This window comes from Streptomyces sp. NPDC025638 (genome assembly GCF_055558775.1).
This window is the reverse complement of sequence record NZ_JBVHLX010000014.1, coordinates 193,024-215,049: the sequence shown is the minus strand read 5'-3', so window position 1 is coordinate 215,049 and position 22,026 is coordinate 193,024. Positions and strand designations below refer to the sequence as shown.

General features: G+C 68.3%; 16 protein-coding genes. 10 read left to right on the top strand and 6 right to left on the bottom strand.

The window, feature by feature from the left end:
• The first annotated feature begins 65 nt into the window (after positions 1-65).
• Positions 66-839 (top strand): maleylpyruvate isomerase family mycothiol-dependent enzyme, encoded by a 774-nt coding sequence (locus tag ACZ4EG_RS32960; protein ID WP_467793226.1) that lies wholly within the window; start codon positions 66-68, stop codon positions 837-839.
• An 11-nt stretch (positions 840-850) separates the two neighbouring features.
• Here the strand turns inward: ACZ4EG_RS32960 and ACZ4EG_RS32955 are convergent, their stop codons facing one another.
• Positions 851-2,284, bottom strand: a complete 1,434-nt coding sequence (locus ACZ4EG_RS32955; protein WP_467793225.1) for a stealth family protein — start codon at positions 2,282-2,284, stop codon at positions 851-853.
• A 1,149-nt stretch (positions 2,285-3,433) separates the two neighbouring features.
• Here ACZ4EG_RS32955 and ACZ4EG_RS32950 point away from each other — a divergent pair.
• The 4 genes from ACZ4EG_RS32950 to ACZ4EG_RS32935 are packed head-to-tail and all read left to right on the top strand — an operon-like array spanning position 3,434 to position 10,007.
• Positions 3,434-3,913, top strand: a complete 480-nt coding sequence (locus tag ACZ4EG_RS32950; RefSeq protein ID WP_453552950.1) for a hypothetical protein — start codon at positions 3,434-3,436, stop codon at positions 3,911-3,913.
• Positions 3,910-6,741 carry a stealth conserved region 3 domain-containing protein gene (locus ACZ4EG_RS32945; protein WP_467793224.1) on the top strand — a complete coding sequence of 944 codons (2,832 nt, stop codon included), beginning with the start codon at positions 3,910-3,912 and terminating at the stop codon, positions 6,739-6,741. The genes ACZ4EG_RS32950 and ACZ4EG_RS32945 overlap by 4 nt, the downstream gene beginning before the upstream one ends.
• Before the next feature lie 54 nt (positions 6,742-6,795).
• Entirely contained in the window at positions 6,796-7,899 is a 1,104-nt protein-coding gene (locus ACZ4EG_RS32940) for an acyltransferase family protein (protein ID WP_467793223.1), read from the top strand.
• A 23-nt stretch (positions 7,900-7,922) separates the two neighbouring features.
• Entirely contained in the window at positions 7,923-10,007 is a 2,085-nt protein-coding gene (locus tag ACZ4EG_RS32935) for a PLL family lectin (protein WP_467793222.1), read from the top strand.
• A gap of 10 nt (positions 10,008-10,017) precedes the next feature.
• On the opposite strand, the gene ACZ4EG_RS32930 is transcribed toward ACZ4EG_RS32935, so the two are convergent.
• Positions 10,018-11,226 carry an erythromycin esterase family protein gene (locus ACZ4EG_RS32930; RefSeq protein WP_467793221.1) on the bottom strand — a complete coding sequence of 403 codons (1,209 nt, stop codon included), beginning with the start codon at positions 11,224-11,226 and terminating at the stop codon, positions 10,018-10,020.
• Between the two features lie 58 nt (positions 11,227-11,284).
• Between ACZ4EG_RS32930 and ACZ4EG_RS32925 the strand changes: the two genes are divergently transcribed.
• Positions 11,285-12,013, top strand: a complete 729-nt coding sequence (locus ACZ4EG_RS32925; protein ID WP_467793220.1) for a TioE family transcriptional regulator — start codon at positions 11,285-11,287, stop codon at positions 12,011-12,013.
• 58 nt (positions 12,014-12,071) lie between these two features.
• Here ACZ4EG_RS32925 and ACZ4EG_RS32920 read toward each other — a convergent pair whose 3' ends face one another.
• The gene (locus ACZ4EG_RS32920) at positions 12,072-12,863 is read right to left on the bottom strand and encodes a COG4705 family protein (RefSeq protein ID WP_467793219.1); all 792 of its coding nucleotides are present in this window, start codon (positions 12,861-12,863) and stop codon (positions 12,072-12,074) included.
• A 299-nt stretch (positions 12,864-13,162) separates the two neighbouring features.
• On the opposite strand from ACZ4EG_RS32920, the gene ACZ4EG_RS32915 reads away from it, so the two are divergent.
• Genes ACZ4EG_RS32915 through ACZ4EG_RS32900 form a run of 4 tightly spaced genes read left to right on the top strand, consistent with a single transcriptional unit; the run spans position 13,163 to position 16,962 of the window.
• Positions 13,163-14,110 (top strand): ABC transporter ATP-binding protein, encoded by a 948-nt coding sequence (locus ACZ4EG_RS32915; RefSeq protein WP_467793218.1) that lies wholly within the window; start codon positions 13,163-13,165, stop codon positions 14,108-14,110.
• Positions 14,107-14,946, top strand: coding sequence for an ABC transporter permease (locus ACZ4EG_RS32910; RefSeq protein WP_467793217.1), 840 nt, complete (start codon positions 14,107-14,109; stop codon positions 14,944-14,946). Before ACZ4EG_RS32915 ends, ACZ4EG_RS32910 begins: the two co-directional genes overlap by 4 nt.
• Positions 14,947-14,965: 19 nt before the next feature.
• On the top strand, positions 14,966-16,291 hold the full coding sequence (locus ACZ4EG_RS32905; protein WP_467793216.1) for a sensor histidine kinase: 1,326 nt from the start codon (positions 14,966-14,968) through the stop codon (positions 16,289-16,291).
• Positions 16,288-16,962 (top strand): response regulator, encoded by a 675-nt coding sequence (locus tag ACZ4EG_RS32900; RefSeq protein WP_467793215.1) that lies wholly within the window; start codon positions 16,288-16,290, stop codon positions 16,960-16,962. The genes ACZ4EG_RS32905 and ACZ4EG_RS32900 overlap by 4 nt, the downstream gene beginning before the upstream one ends.
• Before the next feature lie 55 nt (positions 16,963-17,017).
• Here the strand turns inward: ACZ4EG_RS32900 and ACZ4EG_RS32895 are convergent, their stop codons facing one another.
• The 3 genes from ACZ4EG_RS32895 to ACZ4EG_RS32885 all read right to left on the bottom strand — a co-directional run bounded on the left by ACZ4EG_RS32895 (position 17,018) and on the right by ACZ4EG_RS32885 (position 21,987).
• Positions 17,018-17,437 carry a hypothetical protein gene (locus tag ACZ4EG_RS32895; RefSeq protein ID WP_467793214.1) on the bottom strand — a complete coding sequence of 140 codons (420 nt, stop codon included), beginning with the start codon at positions 17,435-17,437 and terminating at the stop codon, positions 17,018-17,020.
• Between the two features lie 120 nt (positions 17,438-17,557).
• Positions 17,558-19,471 (bottom strand): sialidase family protein, encoded by a 1,914-nt coding sequence (locus ACZ4EG_RS32890; protein WP_467793213.1) that lies wholly within the window; start codon positions 19,469-19,471, stop codon positions 17,558-17,560.
• Between the two features lie 131 nt (positions 19,472-19,602).
• The gene (locus tag ACZ4EG_RS32885; protein ID WP_467793212.1) at positions 19,603-21,987 is read right to left on the bottom strand and encodes a hypothetical protein; all 2,385 of its coding nucleotides are present in this window, start codon (positions 21,985-21,987) and stop codon (positions 19,603-19,605) included.
• Positions 21,988-22,026 lie beyond the last annotated feature (39 nt).

Below are 22,026 nucleotides of genomic sequence, written 5' to 3'. Positions count from 1 at the left end.
CCGTGCCGCAGGAGGGACGACAACCGCACCCACGATCAGCACCTGCTCACGCAGGGCGACCACCGATGGTCCCCACGCGGTACGGGGCTGCTCGAGAGGAAATCGCAGGCCGGTTGGCGGCGCCCAGCCTCGACGTGCAGGTGCCGACCTGCCACGAGTGGACGCTGTTCGATCTGGTGCGGCACCTGGGCGAGGGGCGCCGCCGCTGGGCCGCCATCGTCGCCGCAGGGCCTGCCTCCGCTCCCCCGGCCAAGTCCGCATCGGAGGGCGCCCCGGCTGCGCCTCGGGAGCGCGAGGCCCTGGCGGCCTGGTTGGCCGCGTCGACGCGGCAGCTACTGGACGCACTGCGGGAGGCTGGCCCGGATCGCGGCTGCTGGACGTGGTGGGGTACGTCGCAGTCGCCGCAGACCTGCGGTGCCGTGGCCCGGCACCAGCTCCAGGAGGTCGCGCTGCACACCTACGACGCCCAGATCACCGTGGGTGCCCCGCAGCCGCTGCCGGACGAGGTGGCCCTCGACGGTGTCGACGAGTTCCTGTCCACCTGCTGCGCAACGACGAGCGCCTGGCCGCACCAGCCCGCTGTCGTCGATTACCACACCACCGAGGGCCACTCCTGGCGCCTCTCGCTCTCCGCCGACGGCGCACGGACCACCCGTCTCCCCGCGCCCGGCGCAATGCCCGCCGCCTCTGTCGGCGCGGACGCGGCCGACGCCTCCGCCCTGGGTTCGGCCGGTGAGTTGGTCCTGGCCCTGTACGGCCGTATTGCGGTGGACTCCTTGAAGCTCGACGGCGACCGACGTCTCTTCGACCTGCTCCAGGCCTGGGAGCCGGAGGAGTAGGCGGTTCAAGTTCAGGAGTGTTTCTCGAATCGGCTCGGCACGGGGAAGTAGGCGTCGAGGAAAGACCTCAGGAGCCGGTTGCACCGGTCGAAGTCTGCCTCCGTCGAGCAGGTGTCGTTGAGGCAGAACACCTTCTTGTCGCGCTTCAGCAGCAACTGGTCGAGTCGATTCGCCGAGTTGGGCAACGACACGTCGACGTAGACATAGGAGAGTTCCGAGGGCAGCGCCCGCTGTGTGTGGAACGCGTAGTAGTGGTACAGCGACGATGGCACAGCCAGGTCGTCCGGCCCCCGGAAGCGGGTGCCGGCCGTCAGCTGATGCTGTTCGGGGAAGTCCTTCTCGATCTCGTCGAGAATGGTGCGCCGCAGGGGGTGCGGGACGTGGCGCATCTTCTGTACGAGCAGCCTGCCGAACCGGTCCTGGACGATGGCCCTGTTGTTCTTGCCCGCGAGGGAAACCGGTGGGTCCTCGGTGAGGCGGGGCCCGAGGGGCACCAGCGCGGGTGAAGGGAAGAACTTGCTCAGGCCGTTGGCGAGGAAGAAGTCTTCGGGAAGGACCTCGTTGCCCAGGAAGACGTCGTCGTTGAAGTAGAGGAACTGCTCGGACAGGCCCTCGATGTGGTGGAGTTGGCTTTCGATCGCGTGCGAGTTGAACGTGGGAAGGTACTCCTGCCGACTGAATATCTCGCGGTGGCTGACCACGGTGATGCCGGGCTGGGCGGTGTCCAGCCACCCTGGCGTCTGGTCATCGGTGACGAGGTAGATGTTGCGGATCCACGGGGCGTGCATGGCCAGCGAACGAAGCGAGTATCGCAGTTCGTCGTGGTCCGCATACCGGCCCGCGTTGGCCGCCTCCTCATGCAGTCCCTCGCTCGACACCGCCGCCCGGCGGCGCAGCCACGCCGGATCGTTGCCGTCGACCCAGGTGTAGACCGCATCCACGGGAAAGTCGACGTCTCCTGGGAGGAGGGCTGTGAAGGCCTTGTGGGTGCGCACCATTGCGGTGGAAGTGGCATGGAGCCCGGCCGGAGCCGTGAAGTCCGAAAGGGGAGACCGCACTTCGGGCTCGTCAAGAGGTACGGACTCGGTGACCGCGTTGCGTCGCGGTGCGCGGAGCATGCCGTCTTCCGGCGCCCAGAACTCGATCTCGCAGGCATGTTCGGGCCCCAGTACCAGTTGTTCACTGGGCTCGGTGTGGAACCAGAACAGGCTCAGCGTCGACGCACCCGAACCCGCCCGCCACGCGCGCGCCCGGTGGGCGGGAACGACACGAGGGCCGCGGGCTCCTCGGCGCACGAGATACCCCGGAACCTCATGACACAGCTTGCGCAGGGAGTTCACGGCCCGCTGCCGGTCGCCGAGAGGCACCGCAACGATCGTGGAGTGCCTCTCCTGACCGCGTATGCAGAAGTAGTCGACGCCGGACCGCTCCAGGGCGGCTGTCACTCTGGACAGGTTGCCTGCCCGGGCCACATGCGGCGCAAGGTTCACCTCACTGAACGCGATACGCGCACGGCCATGGGCCCACGTGACCACGGCACCGGTGGCCGCAATCCGTGAACGACACAGCACGGCAAGCACCGACAGCGTCGCGCGGCGCACTGCGGCTGTCACGAACGCACCACTCACCAAGGCCTTGAGTTTTCTTCGTGACTCGGGAGAGTAACGGCGGGCGATGGTTCGGCGCAGCCGGTGAGGCATCAACGCGCGGTAGGCCCTGACGAGAGCGGCTCCTTCGGCATTGACCGAGCGGCTGTTGGTGGATCGGGGTTCAGTTGGGGACGTTGGGGACCGCGTCGGTGACTGCGGCAGTTCTTGTTCGGCGGCGGTTGGGTCCATGGTGAGCCTTACCTTTCCCGGCCTCTCCAGGGCTGCCGGGCATAGCGCCGGCAGAGCAAGAGACCTTCGCCTCGGTGAGGATGCCGCCGAAAACTGACAGGTTCACTGTCACGGCCGTAACACGGATCACAGACTCAGGTGGGAACGAACGGTGGCCGGGAGCGGTCCTGCTGGCCAACAAGTGTGCGTCCACTCTTGTGTTCCGCCGTCAAGCGCAAGCAGAGGTAATCGGGTGTCATGAACCAAGCTCTGTTGTCCCATGCCGTGACCCTTGCGGCGCGGGCCCGCCGTACGGTGAGACGGGCCCGTGGCAGCATGGAGCAGATCAGAACTGTGCCCGCCTTCGGTGGTCCGGGGCGTGGCCAGTCGGTACTGCGCCCGGTTCACCTGTCGGTGCTCGGTGGTGGGACGCTCAACGTGGCTGTGCCTGCTCCCGTTGGTCATGACGAACTCGCGTCCGCATTCCTGCACATGGAGCGGCGCACGGAGTCACATCGCGTTGCCTTGGATCCGGAGGAGGAGCAGGACGGATCCACTCTGCTGACAGCCACCACCGCGTTGTGCCATCCACACCATGACGATCCGCAGCAGCCAGGTCTCAGACTCGGGGACGGGCTGTGGCGGCTGACTGTCGTTGTCGCATACCGCTCGGGTTCCACCGCACGGTTCGCTGTGACGGCGCCGCCCACGCCCGCCGGGGACGGTCCTACCCGCCCGTCCAGCCCAAGTGCTGCTTCCGGCACGGTATTTCGGCTGGTGCGCTCCATCGAGGGGCACGTGATGCTCAAAGTCGTCGCCCCACGCCGGCAAGCCGAACTCATCGGCTACTCCGTGCGCTGGGACCGCATCACCGTCCACGGTCGGCTGATCGCGCCAGGCCTCCCGCCCTCACACTTCACTGCGGAAGCGGTGCCGCGCACCGTGGGCAGCATCGTGCCGATCCGCCCCGAGTGGCAGGGCGACCGGTTCACGTTCGATGTACCGCTCGCCGCCATGTCCGCGGGAGCAAAGACAGGGCATCTGTGGGACCTGCGTCTGCGATGCGGCCGTACGAAGGTCAAGATCGGTCGACGACTGACCGACGTCCGGCATCCCGGCAAGGTCTTCCGTACTCCGTTCCGCACCGTCGCACTGCCCAACGGCACGCTGCTGCGGGTGCACGCCCATGTCTCCGGAGCCGGAAGGGCCGCGGTGAGCTGCACCATCATTCCCACACCCGAGGACCGCACCCGATGAAGATCACTTTCCTGCTCACCTGGGCCGACGGCATGGGCGGCACAGAGATGGCTGTCTACACCCAAGCCGCACACCTCGCACAACGCCATGAAGTGGAAGTGCTCAGCGTCTTCAAGACCCTTGAGGAACCCTTCTTCGAGGCGGGCCGTGGGGTGACACGACGCTATCTCGTCGACCGCACCGGACACATCGGCCGGCCGGTGCGCGCCAGCACGCTCGACGAGGGGACGTGCCGCTTCCTCACCTCGCTCCCCAGCGAGATCATCAAGCCTGACTGGGAACCCACGTTCGACCGGCTCTCCGACATCGAGCTGACGGCAGCGCTCTCCGCCCTGGACACCGACGTGCTGATCACCACGACTCCGGCTCTGCTGGCAGCCGCAGCGGAGCTGGTGCCCTGGAACGTCATCACCATCCACCAGGAACACCGCGCCTCCCAGCTGCGCGGGGTCACCGGCGAACCACTGCTGATGTACGCACCCGCGATCGACGCGCTCGTCTCACTCACCGAACGCACCAGCGAGTGGTTCGCCGACTCCCTCGGCCCGGCCGCACCGGTCCTGGCTGCCATACCCAATGCCGTGCCGGACGGCTTTCGGCCCCGTTCGGACCTCACGAACAAGACGATTGTCCTGGCCGCCCGGATGACGCCCGAGAAGCAGCTCGACCATGCCATCGAAGCGTTCGGATCCCTCGCCGACGAGCACCCCGAATGGACCATGCGTATCTTCGGGGACGGCCCGCAGGAAGTTCGTCTCCGACGGATGATCGACGGGTTGAACCTCCACGACCGCGTCCAACTCCTCGGCCAGTCCCCCCAGATGGAAAGCGAGTGGGCCAAGGCGGGCATGGCTCTGCTGCCTTCCCGCAACGAGGCGTTCCCGCTGGTCCTGCTGGAGATGATGGCTGCAGGCCTGCCCGTCATCGCCTACGACATCGTCACCGGCCCCGCCGAGATCATCCGCCATGGAATCGACGGCCTGCTCGTCCCCGCGGCGGACAAGGAAGCCCTGGCCGACGCGATGTCCACGCTGATGGCCGATGACGCGCTGCGCCGGTCGTACGGCGCAGCCGGCCGCGCCGGTGTGCGGGAGCGATTCTCGGCGCAGCGCATCACTTCTCAGTGGGAAGAACTCTTCACCCGCCTGACAGCCCGCCGGACCACGGCTTCCCGTACCGCCGACCGCGCGGACCGCATGGCCCGCCGGGTCGCCACCGGCGGAAGCCGCCACTTCAACATCGCCGCCCCCGTCAGCACACTGGCGGCTTCCACGGACGAACAAAAGGCCAGAGAGGTCATGCTCCAGGCCAAGGACCGTACGGGGAATCTCGTCAGAAGCGCCGGCCGTCTCGCCGAGGTACGAGACGACATCTCCGCAGCACGCATGGCTGAGTGGAATCTCGAACTCGTGGCCGAGGCGCTCACCACACACCATGTCCCCTACCTCATGGTGCGCGACGGCACTCCTACCCATCGCCTCGCCGTCGAGATCGAACACCGCGAGCAGGTTCTCCACGCACTCGCCACCGCGCTGAACGCCCAACCCGTCTACGCGGAGCTGATCACTCCCAAGGGAGTGGCGCCCGGTGCGGTTCTGGCCGAGCGGCTGCGGGCGGTCGGGGACGTCATGGGCCTGCGCGTCTTCAAACCGGTGACCACAGAGAGCCGCACACTGCGCTATGGCCCCGCGTACGGCTGCCAGGTCGAATTCTGGGCCGAGAACGACGAGGGCGAGGAGCTGCCCGGCTGGCGCAAGGCTCCCCGTGGATCCACCCTGGTCGGGCCCTGTCTGCCCGATCTGAAACCCACCGCACGGCTGCGCATCGGCGAGCGCGACTATCCCACCACGACGGCGTTCACCGACCGCCTCATGGGGGACATCGACTTCCCCATCGACGCCGTCTACACCTGGGTCGACGACACGGACCCCGAGTGGCGCGAACGGCGCGACGCGGCAAGGAAGGCCGCAGGCATCGCCGACGAAGAAGCGGACAGCGGGGATGTGCGGTTCCGCAACCGCGACGAACTACGCTACTCCCTGCGGTCGTTGGCCATGTACGCCCCCTGGATCCGCAACATCTACCTCGTCACCGACGGCCAGGTCCCGCACTGGCTGGACACGTCCCAGCCCGGCGTCACGATCATCAGCCACCGGGACATCTTCACCAAGGCGGACTGGCTGCCCACCTTCAACTCGCACGCCATCGAGAGCCAGCTCCACCACATCAGCGGTCTGTCGGAGCACTTTCTCTACTTCAACGACGACGTCTTCCTGGGCCGCCCCCTCACCCCGCAGTCGTTCTTCACCAGCAACGGCCACACGCGCCTCTTCTGGTCACCCAGCGCGGTTCCTCCCGTGCCGCTGTCCCAGGAGGACGAGGGCTACTTCGCCGCTGCCAAGAACAACCGGGCCCTGCTCCAGCGGGACTTCCAACGGACCGCGACACAGGGTTTTCTGCACACCCCCCACCCGCTCCGACGCAGCGTACTCACGGAGATCGAGGAGACGTACCCGAGCGAGATCGCCACCACCGCGTCCAGCGCCTTCCGGGCGAGGACGGACCTGTCCATCCCCTCCTCACTGCACCACCACTACAGCTATCTGACCGGCCGGTCGCACCCCTCCACCCTTTCCAGCTCATTCATCAACGCCGGTCGCTACGACCACCACACCCGTCTGAGCCGCCTGCTCGCCACACGCAGCCACAGCGTGTTCTGCATCGGCGAATCTCCGAACGCAGAAGTCCCGGTCGACGAACAGGACCGCGTCCTGCGTGCCTTCCTCACCGCCTACTTTCCCGTGCCGTCGCGGTTCGAAAGGAGCTGACCGCACACGCGCTCCGGCGACGTACTTCACATTCCCCACAGGAGAGACAAGGCCGTGTTCGATCAAGTCAGCCGCGCGCGCAGTTCACCACCGCGGGAGAGCAGGGACGCCACGCAAGCCGGTGACCGCCCCCAGCGACTCTATGTATTGGACGCGCTGCGACTCATGGCCGCGCTCGCCGTGATGGCCTATCACTACCTGGCCCGTGGCGGCGGCTGGCACACAGACGTGAAGGCGATGTTTCCCTCAGCCTTCCCTGTTGCCGCATACGGCTGGCTCGGCGTCCAACTCTTCTTCCTGATCAGCGGCTTTGTCATCTGCATGAGCTGCTGGGACAAGTCGCTGCGGGAGTTCTTCGTCTCGCGTGTGGTGAGGCTCTACCCGGCCTACTGGTTCGCGGTCGTCGCCACCACGGTGACCGTCGCGGCGATCCCCGGTGGCGCGCGCCCACTGCCGTGGAGCGATGTGCTGACCAATCTGACGATGCTTCAAGAGGCCCTGGGTGTCCCGCATGTAGACGGCGCGTACTGGACGCTCTTCGTGGAGCTGAGGTTCTATCTGCTGTTCGCGTTCGTCGCGTGGTGGGGACTGACGTACCGCCGTGTTCTGCTCTTCTGCTGCGTCTGGGCCGCGGCGAGCGCACTCTACGCCCGGGCGCCGGTGAACGACCCGGTACGGCTCCTGCTCATGCCGGACAGCAGTTGGTACTTCATCGCCGGCATGGCGCTCTATCTCATGTACCGGTACCGCCCGAATCTGATGCTGTCCGGCATTGTCCTGCTGTGCTTCTGCGCGTCACTCCCCTTCGCGCTGAACACATGGAAGAACACGGGCACATACATGGGGCACACGGTGCCGTCATGGCCAGTGATCGTCATCATTGCGGCGAGCTTCGGCATCATGACGCTCGTCGCCACGACGGAACTCTCCTGGATGTCGTGGCGATGGCTCACCGGCGCGGGCGCCCTCACCTACCCGGTGTACCTGCTCCATCAGGACATCGGCCGGGAGCTGTTCAGCCTGCTGTCTCCCCGCGCACCGTCCGGCGCGCTGCTCTGTCTCGTGGTCGCAGCCATGCTGATTCTCGCCTGGCTGGTGCACCGATACGTCGAGCGCCCTGTCGGACGCCGCCTGAAGCGAGGCCTTGCCCAACTCTGATCACCAGGAAGGTTCTCCACACCATGCGTCTGCTGAATCCCTTCTCCGCCGTCGCGTCGTCAGGCAAGCGCACGTCCACTGTCGTGGCGCCCCACGTACAGATCTGTGCCCACACGGACGACGATCTGTACTTCATGACGCCAGACCTGTGGCAGTGCGTACGTTCCGGAGTACCCCAGGTCAACGTCTACCTGACGACGGGCGAAGCCGACGGCATCAACCTCGCCATGGACGACGCCGCCCGCAAGACCGCCACGCCTGATTTCCCTGCCTACACGGCCGCCCGCCAGCATGGCATCCGGGCCGCCTACGCTTTCATGGTCACCGGCAGCCGCCGAGCCCCCTGGCAGCGCTCCGCCATGAAGATCCGGGGAGTCACAGCAGAGATCAACCACCTTGACGAGGGCGGCATCACACTCGTCTTCCTCAACCTGCGCACCGGCCGGGGCGCGCAGAACGCGAACCTCCTCGATCTGTGGCAGCAGACCAGTAAGAAGCTCGGGACGCTGCGCCCGACATCCAGCCCCATCCCTTCCAGATGCGATGGGCAGTCGCTGACCCGAGATGCCCTCATCGGCACACTCACCGAGATTCTGCAGGGATATTCCCCCGCTGTCGTTCGCATCATGAACCCTGATCCTCAATGGACCGTGATCGACAAGAAGACAGGCGGCATCACCTATTGCGACAACTCCGACCACACGGCGGCGGCCCTCTTCGCCATGGCAGCACTTGAGAAGTACGAACGAACCGGCCGACAGCGGCCCGCCGCCGTTGAAAGCTACGTCGGGTACTGCAACAAGCTGCGCCCCCGCAATCTCAGCCCCCGGCAGGCCGCCCGCAAGTTCGCCTACCTGGAGGTCTACGGCGGCGAGGACGGCCATGACTGCGAGCAACCGCCAGGCCTGTGCGGGGACAGGCCCCTCGGCAATCGTGCGTACAACCGCTTCTACGGGCAGAGCACGAACCATCGCTGGCATTCCAGCACCAACTGGCTCCAACTGCGGTCCGACGGACGACTCGCCGCCTTCGCCGTGCTCGGCGGCCGACCGGTCATGTGGACCCAGGACCGGCCCGGCGGTGACTCGTGGTCGGGACCGGCACCACTGGGCCACTTGCCGGCCGGCAGCGGACGCGTCGTTGCGCGTCTCGACGCGACGCGCGACGCCGGCGGCCGCGTCCACGTCATCGCGGTCAGGGCTGCGGTGGGCCCCTCCCCCGAACAGCAGCAGCGCAACCTCCTGCACATCGCCGAGGACCCCGTGACCGGCGAGTTCGGTGCCTGGAGCGACCTGGGCAGCCCGTACGGCACGTCGGCCGAACATGAACCGCACCGTCGGGCCCTGGGCATGCCGGTAGTCGTTGCGTCCGGTGACGGCGTTCAGGTCGCGGTACGCAATTTCGGCACCGGTCTCAGCTCCCGTCTCCTGACCGAGAAGGGATGGGAGCCCTGGAGCGACCTGAAAGGCAGTGTTCTGGAAGGCATGGCTGCCGTCGCCAAGAGCGAAGGCACCGTCGAGTTCTATGCCACCAGCGGCACAAGCGGCATGGGCGTCCTACGTTGGTACCAAACCACCCCTGGCGGTACCTTCACCCGCGACTACGGCACCCAACTCGCCCAGCCCGCCGCCCCCATGACCCTCATCGAGCAGCCGGACGGCAGCCTCCTGATGTACTCGAGGCAGCCCGGGACCGGGTGGCTCGTCGCCAACCGTCAGCACCGTCCGAACGGCACATGGAACACCCAGCCCGACATCGCCACCACTACTCCTGGCTTCGGTCCCCTCGCCCACACCGTACTGGCCGCGGGGAAAGCCGCGGCCCTGGTTCAACGCACCGACGAACACGGACTGAGCCTCTGCGTTCAACCCCTCGACGGCAGCCCGATACGGCAGGAGTGGACGCCGCTCGGCGGCGGCCCGTTCATCCACACCCCGGCCACTTCCCTGGACGGCCGGGACCGACTGGTCATCGCCTACATCGACGCCCAGGCCTGCCTCAACACACTCACGCTCGACCTGTCCAACGACCGAGAACTCAGCACCCTCCCGTCATGGAGCACCCATCACATACCGGGTTGCCGGCCGACGAGTCGTCGACAGCGGTGAACGAGAGCCATCAGCGCTGGTTCTGTGGGACGTCCTTGACGAACACGATCGCATCGCTGTCCGCCAGGTGTGCCGGGTCGAGCGGGGCGTAGCCGAACCAGGGCGAGACGCGGGGCGCCGGGAGCGTATCGCCCAGGGCGGTGGCCAGTCGCGGGGCGTCGATGACATAGCGGTCCTCCGGGAGCACGTACAGGAGTCCTTCGACGGTGTCCGGCGGCGGCGTGTCCACCCCCTGGTGCCGGATGGTGCCGAGGGCCGTGGCCACGAAGGCGTACTCCTCGCCGAGCCGGGCGCTCACCAGCGCACCGGCGCTCCACCACTCCACCGGCCCCTCCCACAACTGCATCGAGCTCTTCACCCGCTGGAGGTGGGAGTTGTGGGCGTGGATGAGTGCCGGACCCCGTTCGGCAAGGGCGAGGAGGTTGTGGGCCATCATCTGGTCCCGCACGCCCACCAGTCGGGTCATGCGGGCCGGTGAGGTGTCGGCCATCCAGTAGTGGTAGCGCAGCAGACCGGTGGCGGTGCGTCCGTACAGGCGTGCCCGGTCCCAGTCGTCCCGCGAGGTTGCCGTGATCAGGTGTGGCGTCTGCTCGTCGAACAGGGCCACCAGGTCGTCGGCGAGCAGCCGCAGCTCACCGGCCTCGGCCGACCGCCCCACGGACCGGGCCGGGTCCATCATCGCGGCGGGATCGGTCCACCGGTCGTCGGTGCCGAGCAGGCGGTCGAGTGTTTCCGCCGTGCAGGCGAGCAGGTTCGCGTTCACCCGGGCCGAGAGGTAGCGGTGGAGCGCGGTGAGGGCCTGCCGGGGGCTCGCGGCGCCGGTGATTTCCAGCGGGCCGTCGAAACCGGCGAAGCGGAGCTGTTCGGACGCGGGCCGGCCGTCGTTGTAGGCACGCATCCAGCGCACGAGTTCGCTGTTGGCCGCGGAGGTGCCCCAGCCATGACTGAATCCGTGCTCCATGACCTCGTCGAGGGTGCCCGTGCCCGAGGTGACGTAGCCGTCCACAACCAGGCCCATCATGCAGTCGCTCTCGATCGCGATCGTCCGATAGCCCTCCTGCTCGACGAGCTGCCGGACGAGGTCGTTGCGCAGCTCCAGCAGCATGTCCTCGCCGTGGGTGGGCTCGCCCAGGGCGAGCAGCCGGGGCCGGACCGGGAGCAGCCTCATGAGGGCGGCAGCCTCGACGGCCTGGGCGGTGTCCTTGATGTCGGTAGCCATGCCTTAAACGGTATCGTTGAACCCTCGATTGAAACTTTGCCGCGATATTGTCGGCCCCATGGGGCGAAACCTTCAAAACGCTGTACGGCTCAGGCCGATTGATCTGGCGCGCGGGCACGGTCTGTCCACGCAGGCGGTCAGGAACTACGAGGAGGCCGGCATCCTTCCGGCTGCCGGTCGCACACCCCACGGCTACCGCACCTATACGCCGCTGCACGCGCGAGCCCTGCGCACCTTCCTCGCCCTGGTGCCCGGCCACGGTCACCCGACGGCGACGTCGATCATGCGGGCGGTGAACGAGGGCGCGGTCGACGAGGCGTTCCGTCTCATCGACGAGAGCCACGCCCAGCTCCTCGACGACCGCCGGACCCTCCAGGCGGTGGAGCGTGCCCTGCGCGATCTGGAGCCCACCACGGCGTCCCACCCCGACAGCGCGTCCGGGCCCGGCACGTTCATCGGGCCGCTGGCGGAGAAGCTCGGAATCCGTCCCGCGACGCTGCGCAAATGGGAGCGCGCCGGACTGATGCGCCCGCGCCGCGACCCGCTGACCGGGTACCGCGTCTACGACGAGTCCGACGTGCGGGACGCCCGGCTGGCCCACCAGCTACGGCGCGGCGGCTACCTGCTGGAGCAGATCGCCCCGCTGATCGCCCAGGTACGCGCGGCCGGCGGGCTGGAGCCGCTGGAGGCCGCACTGGGCGACTGGCGCGGCCGGCTGTCCGCCCGGGGGCGCGCGCTGCTGGCCGGGGCCGCCGAGCTGGAGGCGTACCTCCGCGAGCGCGGATGAGACTTCGGCGGTCGGCCGAAACCTGCTACGCCCGCCATCCAACGCTCAGCCCCGGCCGTCAGACCGTCTGACCACCCGACACGTCTTCACGGGAGATGGCCAGGTAACCCACGAAGGACACGATCGCCACCGTCCAGGCGAGCGTGACCGGACCCAGGCCCAGTCCGAGCCCGCCCCGGGCGTGGCCGAGGGCCATCCAGTCGGCAAGAGAGGCGCCGAGGGGACGGGTGATCACGTAGGCGGTCCAGAAAGCGGTCACGACGTTCAGGCCGGCGAAGCGATGGGCAACTGCGGGCACGCAGATCGCGGCGGCGAAGAGGGCGACAGAGCCGAGGTATCCGAAGCCGACGGTGGCGGTCAGGTCTCCGGCCGCCGTGCCGAGGGCGAACGTGGCAAGAACGGCCGCCCAGTAGAAGATCTCGCGGCGGCGGGTGCGGATGCTGAGGATCGACAGGGTCCGCTCGCCGGCGTACCAAAGGGCGAACACGGCGACCAGTGCGGTGAGGAAGAGCGGTGTGGACACCGTGTAGGAGATGCCGAGGCCGACGTGCAGGACGTCGGCCGCCATCGTGCCGAACACGCTGACCATGACGACAGCGGTCCAGTAGACCCATGCGACGTACCGGCGGACAGCGAGCTGAACGGCCAGGGAAGCCACGAGGGCCAGACCACCGAGCGCGACTGCTGGTACCGGGCCGAGCAAACGGGCCAGCAAGTCCGACGCCGTCTCGCCCATTCCCGTGGTCAGTACTTTGATGATCCAGAAGTAGACAGTCACTTCCGGCACCTTGTTGGCCATGGCACGGAGGGGGACGAGGGGGCGGTCATCGAGAAGGTGCTCTGTGGTCATGAAGGGCACGATGACACGGTGAAGTCCCGGTGCTACAGGTGCCTTTGCCATTGCTTTGGGGCTTCTAATGCATGAGTTTCAAAACCGTACGGGCAGCCTGACCGCAACCTGAACACTTTGACGAAATCCCTGGTCAGGCTGGTTGAGTCGTGAAAGATCGCCCCGCATCGCGTAGTACCGCGGTACCACCGAAGCGCCCGGGTTCAGCCTTCGGTACCACCGATCCGGGCGATTCCGAACTTAGGTTGTGGGTGTGGCGTCAGACCCGACGGACGCCGAGCCCGAGAGAAAGAGCGCCAATGATCGACGCACGGCAGCTGACCAAGAGGTACGGGGAGAAGACAGCCGTCGACGGCCTGGAGTTTGTCGTGAAGCCGGGTACGGTGACCGGCTTCCTGGGCCCCAATGGAGCGGGTAAGTCCACGACGATGCGCATGATCGTCGGGCTGGACGCCCCCACGAGCGGCTCCGTCACGGTGAACGGCCGCCACTACGCCCGGCACCGTGCACCTTTGCAGGAGGTCGGCGCGCTCCTGGAGGCCAAGTCGATTCACCCGGGCCGCTCGGCCTACAACCACCTCAGGGCATTGGCGCTGACCCATGGCATCCCACGCCGCCGAGTGGACGAAGTCATCGACCTCGCCGGCCTGGGCAGCGTGGCCAAGAAGCGCGCCGGCGCCTTCTCCCTGGGAATGGGCCAGCGGCTCGGCATCGCTGCGGCACTCCTGGGCGACCCGCAGACGGTGATGCTCGACGAACCCGTCAACGGACTGGATCCCGAAGGAGTGCTCTGGATCCGCAACCTGCTGACGTCGCTCGCCGAGGACGGGCGCACGGTGTTCGTGTCGTCGCATCTGATGAGCGAGGTTGCGCTGGTGGCGGACCACCTGATCATCGTCGGGCGCGGTCGGCTGCTGGCCGACACGACCGTGCGGGACCTGGTCCGCGAGGCGGGTGGCGACACCGTGCGGGTGGCTACGCAGGACCCGGCGCGGTTGAGGGACGTCCTGGCGGGGCCGGGCGTCGACATCACCGGGCACATCGGTTCAGAGGAGTTGCAGGTGACCGGGCTGACCTCGCGCGAGATCGGCCTGAAGGCCGCCGAGCACGGGATCGCGCTGTTCGAACTGAGCACGCGCCAGGTGCCGCTCGAGGAGGCGTTCATGAACCTGACCCGCGCTGCCGTGGAGTATCACGGCTCCACGACCGGCACCGAGACCGTCGAGGCCCTCGGGAGGCCGGCATGAGCACCCTCACTGCGACCACGGAAGCACCTCCGACCGAGACCGCTCGCCCTGCCTACCGGGTGACCGGTCGGCGTGTGCTCGCCTCGGAATGGGCCAAGCTCTGGTCGCTGCGGTCGACCTGGATCACGCTGGGACTCGGGCTGCTGTTCCTCGTCGCGTTCGGGCTGATCGCCGCGAGCCGCTACAAGTCGGGGATCGGCTCCGCCCGCATGGACCGGGACTTCGCTCGTTCGACCGCCGTGAGCCTGTCGCTCTTCGGTACGAACTTCGCCCAGCTGGCCCTGGGTGTCCTCGGCGTGCTGATCACAGCGGGTGAGTATTCGACCGGCATGATCCGATCCACCCTGGCGGCGGTGCCACGCCGGCTCCCGGTGCTGTGGTCGAAGGCGGCCGTATTCGGCCTGGTGTCGCTGGTCACCGGAACGCTCGGCGTGTTCACCGCCTTCCTGTTCGGCAGCCGGATCGTCTCCGGCACGCCCGCGGCCATGGACTTCTCGCATGCCGGAGTCGTACGGAGCCTGCTGGGAGCCGCACTCTACCTCGCCCTGGTCGGCGTGATCGGCACGGCCTTGGGCGCTCTGCTGCGCTCGGTGGCCGGCGGCATTTCGGTGCTGGTCGCCATGCTGATGCTGATTCCCGGGCTGGTCTCCCTGCTGCCCAGCTCATGGCAGGACGACATCAGCCCCTATCTGCCGAGCAACGCGGGCGAATCGATGTTCGCGCTGGCCCACGACGCCACCAGCCTGTCCCCTGGGGCCGGGCTGCTGGTCTTCCTCGGCTGGACTGCGCTCGCACTGTCCGGGGCGGCATACAGGCTGCTGCGCAGCGACGCCTGACACCCTGCATGATGATCAGATGACCACCGTGACCTCCGTGCCCTCCGAGGCCACCGCGTCCACCGAAGATCTCGACGGGATGGGACCGCTGGTCGCCCGCCTCTCCCGGGCCGGCCAGCGGCTGCGGCAGGCCGACCAGGCACATCCGTGGGTACTCGACACCACGGTGGTGGCACTGGTCTTCGTGATGTTCTGCCTGCCGGACCTGCTGCACACCGGGAGCGGCGACGGCGACGGGCCGCGACGCTTCCGCCTCGCGTTCACCCGGCTTCCCGTCGTAGGGATGCTGGCGCTGCAGACCGGGCTCGTAGTGCCCCTGCTGTGGCGTCGCCGCGCGCCGGCGGTCGCCTTCGGCGCCGTCACGGCCGTCTTCGTCCTCCAGTGGTCGCTGGGTGCCGCGCTGCGCGCGGACATCGCCCTGTTCATCGCCTTGTACAGTCTCGCCCTGCACGGACGGATCCGGCAGCTGCCCTGGGCCTGCGGGGTCATGGCAGCGGCCATGATGCTGGTCGCGGTGCGGGTATCGGTGGCTGTCTCCGTCTGGGACGCGCTGTTCTTCCTGCTGAGCACGGCAACCGCAGCCCTCGCGCTCGGCCTCGTGGTGCGCATTCGGCGGGCCCAGCTCGCCGGGCTGCGGGACCGGGCGGCCCGCCTGGAGATCGAACGCGACCAGCGCAGCCGGCTCGCCGCCGCGGCCGAACGAGCCCGAGTGGCCCGCGAGATGCACGACATCGTGGGCCACAACCTGTCCGTCATCATCACCCTTGCCGACGCGGGGGCCTACGCCACCGTCGTCGCTCCGGAACGGGGCAGGGAAGCCCTTCTCCTCGTCGGCGACACGGGGCGGCAGGCTCTCGGCGAACTGAGACGCGTGCTCAGCGTCCTGCGGGAGGCGTCGGACGGCCCGCAGGACGGGCCCGAGCTCAGCCCGCAACCCGGCGTCAGGGACATCGACGCACTCTGCGAAGGGGTGCGCGCCGCGGGTCTGGCGGTCGTCTACCGGACCGCCGGGGACGTGGACGCTCTCGACAGCGGGGTACAACTGACGGTCTACCGCATCGTTCAGGAAGCCCTGACGAACACGCTGAAGCACTCCGGAGCCGGGACCCGGGTGAACCTGTCGATCGTCGTGAAGGACACTCGGCTGACCGTCAGGGTGCAGGACACCGGTCCGGCCGATGCCACGTCCGGCCGTCCGGGCCCGGCGAACGAGGAAGGACACGGTCTGGTGGGCATGCGAGAACGTACGGCTCTGTACGGCGGGACCCTGAGCGCGGGTCCCGCCGGCCGCGGATGGACAGTACAGGCCACCCTCAACCTCGTATCCCCAGGCGGTGCTCAGTGACCACCGTACTCATCGTGGACGACCAGCCGCTGCAACGTTACGGCTTTCGCATGCTGCTCGACTCGGTCCCCGAGACAGAGGTCGTCGGTGAGGCCGCCCATGGCGCGGAAGCGGTCCGTATGGCGGCCGAGCTCCGCCCCGACGTCGTCCTCATGGACGTCCGTATGCCCGGCATGGACGGTATCGAGGCCACCCGCCGGATCACCGCCGCGGGCGACCGATCCCGCGTCCTCGTGCTCACCACGTTCGACCTCGACGAATACGTGCACGCAGCCCTGCGCGCCGGAGCGAGTGGCTTCCTCCTCAAGGACGTCCGCCCGGAAGAGCTTCTCTCCGGCATCCGTGCCGTTTCCGTCGGCGATGCTGTGATCGCTCCCGCGCTCACCCGCCGCCTGCTGCACGAGTTCGCCCAGCTTGTGCCCCGTTCGGGTGACCTCACCGAAGATCCGAGACTGGGCAGCCTCACCGACCGGGAACGCGAGATCCTCGTCGCCATCGGGAAGGGCTGGACCAACAGCGAGATCGCCTCGAACTTCGTCCTGTCCGAGTCCACCGTGAAAACCCACGTCGGCCGGGTCCTGGCCAAGATCGGCGCACGCGACCGCATCCAGGCCGTGATCTTCTCTTACGACCACGGCCTGGCCCGGCCTCATGCCGGGAGTACCGACTGAGACTTCGCGATGTGACGCCAAGTGCGCCGGTGTCGCGCCGCCCCCGTCACGAGCTTCAACGGATGCCGGAGTCGAAGGGGATGACGATCGTGGTGAACCGCCCGCCGACGACGGTGACCGACACCGGTGGGGCGATCGGGGCGACGGCGCCGGTGAGGTTGGCGGGGCGGATGGTGTAGGTGCCCGGCGGCAGCGAAATGCGGAAGTGGCCCCCGGCATCGCTGGTGGCTTCGGCGATCGTCCGTGCGGGATCGCCGCTGGTGATGGTCAGCCGGGCGCGCAGGGGCCGGTCGGGGCACGGGCTGTGCTCACGGATCACCGGGCAGCCGCCGTCGACCATGGTGCGGCCCTTGATCCCGGAGTCGGACGCGTCCGGCGATCCGGCTCCGTGAGAGTCCCCGCATCCGGCGGCCGAGACCGCGGCGGCGAGCGCCAGCGCCAGGACGGCGAGCGCTGTCCGAAGATGGCTCTTCATAAGGCTTGGACTTCCCACGGTGCCGGTCGGTTCCTGTGCGGGCATGGCCCGGGGGCCGGGCGGAGACGGCAGGCCGCCCGGGCCCCGGATTGCTTGCGCCTCGAGTGGACGGTGGAGTGATCAGCGCCGGAGGGGCAGGGGCCCCGAGCCGGCGGACCTGTGCGGTGCGGCAACGGCCGCACCGCCGTGGGTCGTGGAGGGTGTGCTGCCGCCGGTGACGGTGAGCGGGCCGGCGGTGTAGAGGGCCTCATCGAAGGCTTGCCCGTTGGTCGGGGTCTTGCCTACGGCGAATACGGATACCGCCCTGCCGCCGATGACGGAGGTGGACAGGTAGTCGCCGACCATACGGCCCTGGGTGGAGTCGGCGATCTGGGAGAGGGACATGGGTCCGGCGACGGTGGTCGGCGTGCTCCAGGTGCTGCCGCCGTTGGCGGAGGAGATGTAGCCGACCTCCAGCCGGCAGGTGGACGCGGTGCAGTTGGCCGTCGGGTAGAAGTAGTAGTAGAGGCCGATCTTCGCCGTGCTGCCGGAGGTGGCGGGATCGATGCCGATGCCGGGGATGAAGTGGTCGACGCCGCTGGTGGTGGCGTCGATCGGGACGCGGGTCACCGACGACCAGCTGGTGCCGTTGGTCGACGTGGCGTAGACGATGTCGTTGGCCGGGCAGCCGGAGCGGAAGCGGCAGTCCTGCCAGGCGACGTAGATCTTCCCGGATCCGTCGGTCTCGGCGGAGGGCAGTCCCTCACCGTCGCGCAGGTTCCCGGCCACGCCGTGGCTGGAGACGTTGGCGATCAGCGTGCTGGAGGACCAGCTGGAGCCGCCGTTGGTCGAGTTGAAGGCTCGGACGGAGGAGCCGTTGGCGGAGTAGGGCACCACGACGGTGCCGTTCGGCTGGACCAGAGGCTGGCCGCCGAGCCCGCTGGGATTCCCGGACGGGGACACTGGAGCCGACCAGGTGGCGCCGCCGTCGGTGGAACGGCTCATGACGACGCGGTTGCCCGAGGAGGTGAGGTCGACCTCGATGTAGCAGGTGCCGTAGTACGGGCTGGAGGTCGTGTCGTCGCAGACGATCCATTCCTTGTCGTAGCCCTGGCCGTCGTTGCCGACCGCCATGACGGGGTTCTGCCAGGTCGTGCCGTTGGCGGAGCGGCTGACGGTCACGCCCGCGCCGTTGACGTTGGAGTCGATGACCAGCCCGGCGACCATCCAGGTGCCGTGCTTGGCGTCGTAGGCGACTGCGGGGTCGGACACACGGGCCCAACTGCCGCCCTGGTAGGTGGTGATGCCGGGGAGCATGCCGTGCTGCCAGGTGGTGCCGCCGTCGGTGGAGGTGTTCCAGCCGATGTCGGAGCCACCGCCGTCGGTGAACCGGCCGACCTGGGAGGAGGCGACGACCGTGTTGCCGTACGCGAAGGTGTCGGGTTCGAGTTCGGTGGCGTGCTGGCTGGAGGTGTTGGTGAAGGGGTCGGTGCTGACCTGGGTCGGGCCGGGCGGCGGGGTGGCGGTGGTGAAGGCGACGTCGTCGTAGAGCGTGTAGGTGGCGTCGCCGGTGTAGTTGTCGTCGTGGCTGACGAGTTTGAGGGTGTAGCTGTGCCCGGCGACCACGGACGGCGCGGCCTGCTTCCAGCCCTGGCCGCTGGTGCACGTCCTGGCCAGCACGGTCGTTGTCGTGCCGGCGGTGGTGTCGGTGAGGGTGGCTGTGGCCCAGTCGTAGGTGACCGTGTCCGGGCAGGTGACGCTGTACCAGAACGACAGCTGGGTGGCGCCGGTCGGCGCGGTGAAGGTCTGGGCGATCGATGAGTCACCGTTGGTCGGTGACGTCCCGCCGACGCGGGCGGCGTAGGTGCCGCTGTGCGCGCCGGAGTTGAGCACGGAGGCTGTGCCTGTGCTCGTCCAGCCGGTCAGGCTGCCGGACTCGAAGCCACCGTTGCCGACGTCGGCGAGCGCCGGATGCGAGGCGAGCAGAAGGCCGCCCAGCGAGACCAGGACGGTGGTGGCGGTGGCGACGGATCTGCGGAATAAGGTGCGCGACATGAGGAGACCCCTTGTCGTCGAGGGGGGGTGCGCCCCGGGCGGGGTGCCTGAGAGGGGGTGGACCGCCGGAGGACACCCGGCGATCCACCTCGAGGACGACGCTTGGGAACCGACCTCTGTCCTGATGCGGGTCAGGACACGGTCACGTCGTCGTAGCGGGTGTACGTGGCGTCACCCGTGTAGTTGTCGTCGTGGCTGATGAGCGTGAGCGTGTAGCTGTGCCCGGCGGTGACCGAGGCGGTCTTGTTGACCCAGCCGGAGGACGACACACAGGTCTTGGCGAGCACCGTGGTGGTCGTGCCCGTGGTGTTGTCCTTGAGCGTGGCCCTGGCCCAGTCGTAGGTGACCGTGTCCGGGCAGGTCACGTTGTAGGAGAAGCCGAGCGTGCTGGTCCCGGTCGGCACCGTGAAGGTCTGGGCGATCGACGAGTCGCCGTTGGTCGGTGAGGTGCCGCCGACCCGTGCCGCGTAGGTGCCGCTGTGGGCCCCGGAGTTCACCACCGTCGTGGTGCCCGCCGAGGTCCAGCCGGTCAGACTGCCCGCTTCGAAGCCGCCGTTGGTGATCCCACCGCCGCTGCCGGAGCTGACCGTCAGGGTGTAGGTGGCGGTGTGTGTGGCCGAGGGGCCCGTGCCGGTGACGGTGATGTTGTAGGTCCCCGCCGGTGTCGAGGACGACGTGGCCACGGTCAGCGTGGATGAGTTGCCTGCGGTGACCGAGGTCGGGTTGAAGGTGGCGGTCGCCCCGCTGGGCAGGCCGGACGCCGACAGACTCACCGACTGCGCCGAACCGGACGTCACCGCCGTCGACACCGTCGTGGTCGCCGACGACCCGGCGGTCACGCTGGAGGAAGCGGGGCTGACGGAGATCGAGAAGTCGTTCGTCGCCGTGGAGCCGCAGTTGGGAAGGGTGAACGAGGCCAGCCTGGTGTGCCAGTTGAAGTTGCCGTTGGACGGGATGTACTCGTTCGTGTACCAGAACGTGCAGTCGTCGGCCGGGTCCACGACCATCGAGGTGTAGTCGCCCCAGCGGCTGTAACCGGTCTGCGACCCACCGCCGGTGATCGCGGTGACCTCACCCTGCGTCATCGTGCCGAGGGTGTCGCCGGCCAGCCGTCCCGTGTAGCGGATCGACGGGTGTACGGAGGAGGAGGACTGGGAGTATCCGAGCGCGATGTTGCCGACCTTGTCCTCGGCGATCGAGCCCATCCAGCGGTAGGTGGAGTCCGGGGCGTAGGTGCCCTGCTGGTAGACGGTCGGATTGCCGCCCGACAGCCGCAGCTCGTACCACCGGACGCCCACCGAACTGCCCGCCGTGACCGCGTGGTTGACCACCAGCGACTCATGGTCGCCGAAGTTGCGGTAGGCCAGCCGGAACATCAAGCGGTCCGAGAGCGAGTCGAGTTGCGTACTGGTCCCGCTTTGCGGGATACAGGTGCCCGAGCTGCCGCAGGCGGTGGTGTACGACGCGACGGTCAGCGTCGACGGACCGGTGAAGGTCGAGTTGGACGTGGTGGTCCAGTCGACGTGGAACTTCCAGTACGCCAGGGTGGTGCTGGTCGTACCCAGGCCCACCATCAGCTCCGGCTCGCCGGCCGGCGGCGCGGTCGAGCCGTCCAGGTCCCCGCCCAGCAGACCGCCGTAGGAGGACGAGGTGGTGAAGCACTGCTGGGTGGCACTCGCGCCGGTCAGCATGGCGGACCGGTTGAGCGCGCAGGCCTCGGCGTTCAGGAAGCTGCCGGAGGCGGTGAACATGTTGTAGGTGATGTAGTACGCATCCGGCCACACCGAAAGCTTCGGGTAGTCCGGGAAGTTGGCGTACTGGAACGAGTAGCGGTAATAGCTGCCTGTCGCGTCAGCACCGGTGGAGACGGCCACGCACTCGTAGTACGGGCCCGAGGACGAGGAGACGTTCGCGAACTGGGTCACCACCCAGCGGCCGGCCAGGGTGTCCCAGCGGGCCACCGCGTCACCGTCGTTGGTGCTCTGACAGGAGCCGCCGAAGCCGGACCACAGGGTGCTGGTGTCGGTCGGGGCGAGGACGGTGGTCCCGGACTTGGAGTACACCGCGTAGGCGGTGTTCACGGTCTCGACGATCTGGCTGGAGCCGACGGCGGCGTTCGGGTCCGGCGGGACGCCGGTGATCGAGTAGTTGCCGGCGCCGATGCCCTCGAAGTTGGTGCCCGTCGAGGGGGCGGAGGGTCCGCCGGGGCTGGACTGGACGACCGGGTCGGGGATGGGAGAGGCGGGCGGGTGCGGCAGCCGCTCCTCGCCGGGATCGTCGTCCTGCTCCTTCTTGCCGTGGTGGCCGTGATGCCGGGCATGGGCGGCCATGGAGCGCAGGGTGGGGGAGGTGTCGTGCCGCACGGCGGGGCCGGTGTCGGCCGAACGGTGCGCGGCGGGAGCGGCGGTGGGCTCGGGGGCCGCATGGGCCGCCGGAGCGGAGAGCCAGAGCGCGGGAACGGCGGTGAGGATCGCGGTGAGCGCGGCTGTGCGGCCGCGTCTGGGTCTGCTTCGCAACACTGAACATCCTTTCGTGCAGCCGGGATTGCCCCGGCA

Coding starts and splice junctions, on each gene's coding strand:
- ACZ4EG_RS32930 (WP_467793221.1), bottom strand. CDS start 11,226: ATGGCTACCGACATCAAGGACACCGCCCAGGCCGTCGAGGCTGCCGCC.
- ACZ4EG_RS32945 (WP_467793224.1), top strand. CDS start 3,910: ATGAAGATCACTTTCCTGCTCACCTGGGCCGACGGCATGGGCGGCACA.
- ACZ4EG_RS32925 (WP_467793220.1), top strand. CDS start 11,285: ATGGGGCGAAACCTTCAAAACGCTGTACGGCTCAGGCCGATTGATCTG.
- ACZ4EG_RS32960 (WP_467793226.1), top strand. CDS start 66: ATGGTCCCCACGCGGTACGGGGCTGCTCGAGAGGAAATCGCAGGCCGG.
- ACZ4EG_RS32895 (WP_467793214.1), bottom strand. CDS start 17,437: ATGAAGAGCCATCTTCGGACAGCGCTCGCCGTCCTGGCGCTGGCGCTC.
- ACZ4EG_RS32890 (WP_467793213.1), bottom strand. CDS start 19,471: ATGTCGCGCACCTTATTCCGCAGATCCGTCGCCACCGCCACCACCGTC.
- ACZ4EG_RS32920 (WP_467793219.1), bottom strand. CDS start 12,863: ATGACCACAGAGCACCTTCTCGATGACCGCCCCCTCGTCCCCCTCCGT.
- ACZ4EG_RS32915 (WP_467793218.1), top strand. CDS start 13,163: ATGATCGACGCACGGCAGCTGACCAAGAGGTACGGGGAGAAGACAGCC.
- ACZ4EG_RS32910 (WP_467793217.1), top strand. CDS start 14,107: ATGAGCACCCTCACTGCGACCACGGAAGCACCTCCGACCGAGACCGCT.
- ACZ4EG_RS32905 (WP_467793216.1), top strand. CDS start 14,966: ATGACCACCGTGACCTCCGTGCCCTCCGAGGCCACCGCGTCCACCGAA.
- ACZ4EG_RS32935 (WP_467793222.1), top strand. CDS start 7,923: ATGCGTCTGCTGAATCCCTTCTCCGCCGTCGCGTCGTCAGGCAAGCGC.